The following is an 8,103-nucleotide window of genomic DNA, read 5'->3' as shown; positions in this document are numbered from 1 at the left end:
CCCAGCACGCAGAGCATCAAAAACAAGTCTGCAAGCAAACGGTCACTCAAAAAGCAACACGGCAGCGTTTACGCCATCCTGCGCTTTCGCAGCTGCCCCCATAGCTGTTGTCCCACCGGCAGGATGCCGCACAGCAGCAGGATCCATACCCCGAACAGACCGGAATGGAGCAATCCCAGACTGTGCATGCCCCATGCCACCAGCAGCGTGCCTGCGCCGCCAGCGTAAAAGGGGTAGGGGAATTTGGGAAACAGTCGGGCGATGCATGCCCCTGCCAGGTATAGCTGCACGGCAATGGTAATGGTACCGATCAGGGTGAACAGCACCACATAAATGGCGTCCGCGCGCTGGGTGGCGAAGGGCTGGGAGAATGCGCCCAGGGTAAAGAAGGGGAATTCCACCTGCGCCCCCACTCTGCCCAGTACGGCGATGCCCAGCAGGGACACCAGCACCGTTGCACCAAGCTGCGCCAGCAGTGCGCCGTAGACCGCCCGGCGGGGGCGGAAGGGGGTGAACCGGCAGAGATAGGCGGCACCGGGCAGCCAGCCGCATTCGCACAGATCCTGCCAGGCGGCGGACAGCAGGCTTCCCCCGGCGGCAGCGTAGAGATTTTCCGGCTGCGCCTTGCTCCATGCCCCCAGCAGCAGCACCGCCAGCGCCACGCCGAACAGGGGCAGCAGCAGGCTTGCGCTCCGAGCAAGGGCGTGGATCCCCAGTTGCACTCCGTAAAGGCATACTCCCGTCAGCAGCAGGGCTCCGAACAGCTTGTTATGCACCGGGAAGGTGACGCCTGCCGCCACGCCCCACAACTGCAAAAAGCAGTGACCTCCCCACAGCAGGAAGAATGCCCCGAACAGGCAGGAGGCAGGCTTGGAGGGTTCGATGCCGGCGGTCAGGAGAATGGGCAGCAGGATCAGCCCCTGCAGGGTAGCTGACAGCACTGCGCCGCCAAGCTGAACGGCGGAAAAGGGAATATCCGTGCAAAGCAGCGAAAAGCTGCGGATGAGAAAGCAGATGGCAAACAATTGCCCGGAACGGATCTTATTCATGCAGCTCCTCCACAGGGCAGGCGGCGTCGTACATAGTTTGTACGGCTGCCGCAGGGTTCATCTTATTCATGCAGCTCCTCCACAGTAAAATTGCCGGTCTGCATGCGGCGCAGGCCGATCCGGGTGAGTACATCCCGCATGGCACGGGGGGCAAAGGGCGCAAGGGGCGCTGTAATGGGATAGCCGTAGGCTTCTGTTGCGCACAGATTCAGCAGCATCACCATGCCCAGCAGACTGATCCCGAACAGCCCCCACAGTCCTCCGCAGAGAATGAACAGGAACCGGAACACGGTGATCTCGTGGCTCAACTCCGGGATCACAAAGCCGGTGGTGACGGACAGCGCCGTCACCGTCAGCAGCGGGGTGCTGATGAAGCCGGAGGACACTGCCGCATCCCCGATGATGAGCCCGGCAACGATGCTGACCGCTCCTCCCACCGCCTTTGGCAGTCGGATCCCTGCCTCCCGGATCACCTCGTACATGAGCAGCACCCCGATGGACTCGGTCATCAGGGAGAAGGGGGCGTTTGCCTCCGCTTCCGTCAGCAGTTGCAGCAGGGTGCTGTTCAGCAGCTCCGGATGGTGCAGGGCAATGGCGGTGTATATCCCCGGCAGCAGCAGCGCCAGGAAAAATGCCAGATATTTGATCCACCGGACAAAGGCGGCATAGTAGGGCTTGCAGGTGTAATCGTCCAGGGTCTGGAAATTCTCCACAAACAGCTTGGGCAGGAAGATGGCAAAGGGCGTGCCGTCGATCAGCAGTGCCACCCGTCCCTCCAGCAGCTTGGAGCAAAGCACGTCCGGCCGCTCCGTTGTGCCGGTGGTGTGGAAGATCCGCCAGTCCCGGCGCTCCAGGAAGGGACGCACATAGCCGGAGGACAGGATGGTCTCTAGCTGCATGTGCTCCAGATCCTGCCGGATCTGTTCCAGCAGTCTGGGGGATACCCGGTCGGACATGTAGCACAGGCACAGATCCGTCCGGCTCTTTTCCCCCATGACGAACAGCTGCTGCACCAGCACCGGGGACTTCATCCGCCGGCGGATCAGGGACATGTTGGTGCGCACCACCTCCGTGAAGCCCTCGTGGGCGCCCATCACGTTTCCCTCGCTGGAGGGTTCGTCGATGCCCCGCTTGTCGTAGCCCTGCACCCCGAAGGCAAGAGCATGGTTCGCCCCGTCCGCCAGCAGCACCGCAAAGCCGGAGTTGATGGTGCGGAACACATCCCCGAAGGTCAGGGGAACGGGACGATCCACCGACAGGAGCATTTCATCGTTGATATGCTCCAGCAGCCTGGGGCCGGTGGCATCCGGCAGATGCAGCTTCATCAGGGGGTGCAGCACAAGCTCCGTGATGGTGGCGGTGGACAGCATCCCCTCGCAGCACAGCAGCACGCAGGGGATCCCGGAGACCCGCACCGGGTTGATGAGCAGATCCGACGTGCCGCCTCCGATCTCCTTGATCCGGGACAGATTTGCCTCCAGGCCGGGGCGCAGGGGCTCCTGCTCGATGGTCTGCTGAAGATCCTTTCTGGACATGGTGTTGCCTATCCTTTCTGTATATTCCGGACGCAGCCGCCCGGCTTCTGTGGATAGCATGCCCTCGTCCTGTCATTTTATACAAGAATGGGGCGTTCTCTTTGACGAATGGAGCAAAAGCATCCGGCAGCCTTGACTTTTGGCGAAAGAAATGGCATACTTATCTTGGATGGGTCTGTACAAACCGATCTGAACGAGAGGGATTCCAAAGGCGGCAGGGGGCTGCCTACAAGAGAAATAAGGGAGGATGAACCAATGAACAAGCGCATCATCAGTCTTGCCTGCACGGGGGCGATCCTTGCAGGGGCGGCAGGCAGTCTGCCGGTACAGAACGCCGGTCTGCATGGGGCAGCGGCGGACATCAACTACGCCACCGCTCTGCAAATGTCCCTGTATTTTTACGAGTGCCAGCAGGCAGGGCATCTGCCGGCGTGGAACCGGGTGGAATGGCGTGCGGACGCTACCACCGATGATTTTATTGACGGTGGCTGGTACGATGCCGGCGATCATGTGAAATTCAATCTGCCCATGGCGTATTCTGCGTCCATGCTGGCGTGGGGGCTGTACCAGTATGGGGACGGCGTTCAGGCATGCGGCGAGATGGAGAACTACGTCAACAACCTGAGCTTTGTGCTGGATTACCTGGCGGCATGCGACCTGGGGGACGAGATCGTGTTCCAGGTGGGCAACGGCCAGGAGGATCATACCTGGTGGGGACCGGTGGAGCTGTATTCCTATGGCATGGGGGAGAGCAGCCCCTACACCCGTCCGTATTATAAGGCATCCGAGGGCTGCTCCGCCGTATTCGGAGAAATGGCGGCTGCCCTGGCGGCAGGGTACTGCGCCCTGGACGGAAAAATCGGGGAAGGTCAGCGGAGTGCCTACCTGGAGCATGCGGAAAACATCTTCAAGATCGCTTCCACAAGCCCCAGCGATACGGTATACAACGACAGTGACGCCAGCGGCTTCTACCGCTCCAGCCACTTCTACGACGAGCTGTTCTATGCGGCAAACTGGCTGTACAAGGCAACCGGCGACAAGGCATACCTGAACAAGGCGGAAAGCTATATCCCCAATCTGGGGAAGGAGCTGGGCACCTCCGAGCTGAAATACTCCTGGTCCCAGTGCTGGGATGATGTGCAGCAGGGCGGCTTGCTGCTGTATGCCCAGAACACCAAGGATTCCACCTACATCTCCCGGGTGCAGAAGCACCTGGATTACTGGTGCAGCGGCAAGCAGCTGGACGGTGGCCTGTGCTATGTGGACACCTGGGGCTGCCTGCGGTATGCCAACAACATCGGGTTCCTGGCGGCGGTTGCATGCGACACCCTGTTCAGCTCTGATGCGGCACTGTGCACCAAGTACAAGACCCTGTACGAGAATCAGATCAACTACTCTCTGGGGGATAACCCGGATCACCAGTGCTATGTGGTAGGCCACTGTGCAAATTCCCCCAAGAACCCCCATCACCGGACAGCCCACTGCTCCTGGAAGAATGCCCTGGAAACACCGGAAACCAACCGGCATGTGCTGTACGGCGCACTGGTAGGCGGCCCGGACAACAGCGGCAACTACGAGGACGATCGTGGGAACTACATCAACAACGAGGTTGCCACCGACTATAACGCTGGCTTTACCGCACTGCTGTGCAAGATGGTCAGCGCATACGGAGGCGAGACCGACGCTGCATTCCCGGAGCCGGAAGTCCGCACGCCCGAATTTTTCGTGGAGGCAAAGGCAACCAGTGACGCAGGGGGCGTGAACCTGAGCCTGAAATTCACCAACCAGACCGCATGGCCTGCACGGGTGGAGGACAATCTGTCCTATCGGTATTATATGGATCTGTCCGAGGTCATTGCAGCCGGCAACAAGCCGGAGGATGTGGTAATCCGCTGCGACCGGGATCAGAGCGCCATGTACAGCGACGTGACCCCGGCGCAGATCAGCGGCATTCAGCATTACAGCGGAGACATCTACTATGTGGAGGTCACCTACCCGGACGGCAGAGCAGCCATCCCGATCTCCGAGGGCAGATATCAGTGCGAGACCATGCTGGCGCTGGTATTCCCCAACTACGGTAAGGGCTGGGATTCCACCAACGACTACTCCTGCCAGGACATTGAAGGGGCGGAGGACAACGTGATGACCGACAAGATCACCGTGTACCAGAACGGGGTGCTGCTCTACGGCATCGAGCCGGACGGCACTGCTCCGGTGACTACGGCTGCCAGCACCTCCGGCGGCACCACCGGCACCACCACCGGCACGGAAACTGCACTGCCCGGAGACGCCAATGCGGACGGCAAGGTGCAGATCGCAGACGTGGTGACGTTGAACAAATACCTGGTGGGAGCAGGGAAGCTGACCGCCCGGGGCGCCAAGAATGCGGATATGGACGACAACGGCAGACTGGACGCAGTGGATGCGGTTCTGCTTAAACGAATCTTTGTTTCTTAATTTATATAATGCGCAAGAAAGTACGGCGGCGCCTTCGGGTTCCGCCGTTTTGCATGCCCATTTTTGTGTTTTTCGTGATAATCACTAAAAGCAGCGGCAAAAATACGGCAGTTTGTGGATTGACTGGTATGTGCAAAAAAGGGTATAATAAGAGTGTGAATGTATGCAATGACGGGGATATCATAAGTCGTGTTGCATGGAGTGCTTAACGGAAGCCCAACAGGCGAGCTTCCGGCTTAAATGATTACTTTACAGGAGGTTATTTCATGAACGTTCGTAAGCTGAAGAGCGGCGTTGCTGCGATTCTGGTAGCTGGTTTGTCCATGAGCATGTTCGCATGCGGCGAGAAGGAAACAAGCAGCTACAAGTCCCTGGATTCTGCCACTCGGGAGGAGGTTGCGCAGATCGCATCCGCTGACGACCGGCTCACCGGGGAGCTGGAAAACAAGACCATCAAGTGGATGTCCAACTGGGACATCAACCCGGACGGCACCGGCAAGAATACACCTATTGAGCTGGCTATTTTCCAGGAGCGCTACGGCGGACAGGTGGAATACCACATGATCGACTGGAGTACCAGATACGACTCCCTGGCAAACGCCATCAACGGCGATGAGGGCATTGACTTCTTCCCTGCCAGCGATCTGGACGCATTTCCCAGAGGCGCAATCCGTGGCATGTTCGTGCCGGTGGACGATTATATCGACTACAGTACCCCCCTCTGGTCTGACGTAAAGCAGGCAAACGACATGATGCTCTGGAACGGCAAGCACTATGTCATTGTAAACCAGGTAACCGGCGACAAGTGCGCTGTAATCTACAACCGGAAGACCGTGGAAGAAGCAGGTCTGGAGGATCCGGCTGCTCTGTACAAGAAGGGCGAGTGGACCTGGGACGCATTCCAGAAGATGCTGACCAAGTTCGTAGATCCGGATGAGGGCTTCTACGGCATTGACGGCTGGTGGTTTGAATCCGGTCTGTCCGCAACCTGCGGCGTGCCCTACGTTGGTCTGAAGGACGGCAAGCTGGTAAATAACCTGAAGGATCCTGCAATCGAGCGTGTGCAGAACTGGATGTACGACCTGTATACCACCAACTGCGTAGCCATCGGCGTAGGCGACTTCGGCTGGACTGCACAGCCCACCTATATCAAGGAAGGAAAGACCATGTTCTATCCCTGCGGTCTGTGGGCAATGTACTGCTCCGCTGACCAGTGGCAGAACAACTTTGGCGAGGACGCATTCTTCGTTCCCATGCCGAAGGATCCCAACTCCAGCGAGTACTATATCCCCTGCGGTCTGGACGGCTATGTGATGGTCAAGGGCGGCAAGAACCCCCAGGGCGTTGCCAAATTTGCAGAGTGCAAGCGTCTGACCCTGCTGAACGAGCGTGCAGCAGAGCTGGGCGAGGAGCAGATGTTTGACGATTACGGCTGGACGCAGGAAATGGTAGACATGAAGAAGTCCATGGATGAGCTGGCTCTGGCAAATCCCTACTTCGACTTCTACACCGGCATCACACCGGATATCACCAACATTCTGGACAGCAACGAGAACGGTATCCGTGCGTCCTCCAAGGGCACACCCTGGAGCGAATCCGTTTCTGCGGTATACGCACAGATCGATGCATTCCTCAAGGATGTAAACGATCACCCGGTATCCGACACTGTAAAGACAGAATAAGGCGGCACTGCACAGCATTGCCGGAAAACTCGAAGAAAATCCAGCGGGCTTTGCATACACCGTGCAAAGCCCGTGTTTTCGTTGTGATAATAATGCAAAATGGGAAAAGACCGTCCTGTTTCCTTGATAAAAACGTTGAAAATGCGGCGGTGGCTTGCATGTTGCGGCGGAATGTGCTATAATAAACTTGAGTATTTATAGAATGATCCCGCTTCTGCGCAGAGGCAGGGATTGGCAGGAGGGTGTATATGGCAACAGTTTTGGTAACAGGTGCCTGCGGGCTGATCGGGGAAAAGGTCTGCTCCGGACTGCTGAAAAAGCATCATGAAGTCATTGCGGTGGATCATGCCCCCAGCGCATACAACGAGGGCAAGGAGCATTATCGGTTTTATGCCGCAGCGCCGCACGATAAGACTACATACATGGGGATTTTCGAGAAGGAACGGATCGATGCAGTGGTGCATCTTGCATGCTCGGTGGACAATGATCTGGGCCCCATTATTACGGAAAAGCAAATGGAGGAGAGCCGTGTTTGCGACAAGTTCCTGTTCAAGCTGGCGATCTCCAAGGAAGTAGAAAAGATCATGGTGCTGAGCACCACCCAGGTCTACGCCATCCCTGAGGGCAGAGAGCCCATCCGGGAGGGGGACGACGAAAAGCCGGTCACCAACTATGCAAAAATGAAGTCGGAGACGGAGCATGCCTTTGCGGCGGATCTGCGGCACATCAAGAATGTGATCGGTTGTATCATGCGGGTGCCGCCGGTGTATACGCTGGAGATGCACGACAATCTGCTGGCGAAGATCACCGACCCGAAGGATCACACCAACTTTGTGTACCGGACGGGGGAGTACGGCTTCCACTTCTGCTGTGTACATAATCTGGCGGACTTCATTCTCTGTTACCTGCGGCAGGCGGATTCTCCCTCCTGCACCGGTGTGTATAACGTAGCGGACAAGAATCTGATCATGGCGTCGGAGATCGTGAATTTCATCAGCAAGAACGGGCGGTTGGGGCCGGTGCTGCAGCGGAATCCCGGCAAGGACATTCTTTCCTCCATCTTCAAGTTCAAAAACAACAAGGAGGAAAAGACCAACTACCGGTATCTGGATTTCTCCACCATTACAAGAAACACCATGTACGACACCAACAAGGCATCCCGGTATTGTCCCTTCCGGTGGGATCTTTCCAATACAAAGTAAGCAAAGCGCCGTCTCCGGCAGGGAGGCGGCGCTTTTTGTTTGCTTTTTGAGTGACCATTTTCTTTTGTGCGTTCTCTTATGCTCTGCGTGCTTGGGGCACGCTTTGCCGTTTTGCTTTTCAGTTACCTTTTCCTTTTCTGCGTTCTTTTATAATCTGCGTGCTACAGATACGCAATAC

Annotated in this window: 5 protein-coding genes; 3 read left to right on the top strand and 2 right to left on the bottom strand. The window is 57.4% G+C overall.

All coding sequences use genetic code 11. From position 1 onward, the window contains the following. Positions 1-68 precede the first annotated feature (68 nt). Both RUM_RS11695 and RUM_RS11690 read right to left on the bottom strand, forming a co-directional pair. Positions 69-1,049: a hypothetical protein gene (locus RUM_RS11695; RefSeq protein WP_015559298.1), complete on the bottom strand. Its 981-nt coding sequence runs from the start codon at positions 1,047-1,049 to the stop codon at positions 69-71. Positions 1,050-1,111: 62 nt separating this feature from the next. Then, positions 1,112-2,644: a spore germination protein gene (locus tag RUM_RS11690; RefSeq protein ID WP_242821772.1), complete on the bottom strand. Its 1,533-nt coding sequence runs from the start codon at positions 2,642-2,644 to the stop codon at positions 1,112-1,114. 195 nt (positions 2,645-2,839) lie between these two features. Between RUM_RS11690 and RUM_RS11685 the strand changes: the two genes are divergently transcribed. The 3 genes from RUM_RS11685 to RUM_RS11675 all read left to right on the top strand — a co-directional run bounded on the left by RUM_RS11685 (position 2,840) and on the right by RUM_RS11675 (position 7,925). After that, positions 2,840-5,041: a glycoside hydrolase family 9 protein gene (locus tag RUM_RS11685; RefSeq protein WP_015559295.1), complete on the top strand. Its 2,202-nt coding sequence runs from the start codon at positions 2,840-2,842 to the stop codon at positions 5,039-5,041. Positions 5,042-5,307: 266 nt separating this feature from the next. After that, positions 5,308-6,723, top strand: coding sequence for an ABC transporter substrate-binding protein (locus RUM_RS11680; RefSeq protein WP_015559294.1), 1,416 nt, complete (start codon positions 5,308-5,310; stop codon positions 6,721-6,723). A gap of 248 nt (positions 6,724-6,971) precedes the next feature. Beyond that, positions 6,972-7,925, top strand: coding sequence for an NAD-dependent epimerase/dehydratase family protein (locus RUM_RS11675; RefSeq protein WP_015559293.1), 954 nt, complete (start codon positions 6,972-6,974; stop codon positions 7,923-7,925). Positions 7,926-8,103 lie beyond the last annotated feature (178 nt).

Origin of the sequence: Ruminococcus champanellensis 18P13 = JCM 17042 (genome assembly GCF_000210095.1) — a bacterium.
In the GTDB taxonomy this organism is placed as follows: domain Bacteria; phylum Bacillota; class Clostridia; order Oscillospirales; family Ruminococcaceae; genus Ruminococcus_F; species Ruminococcus_F champanellensis.
This window is presented reverse-complemented; position numbering and strand designations above follow the sequence as displayed.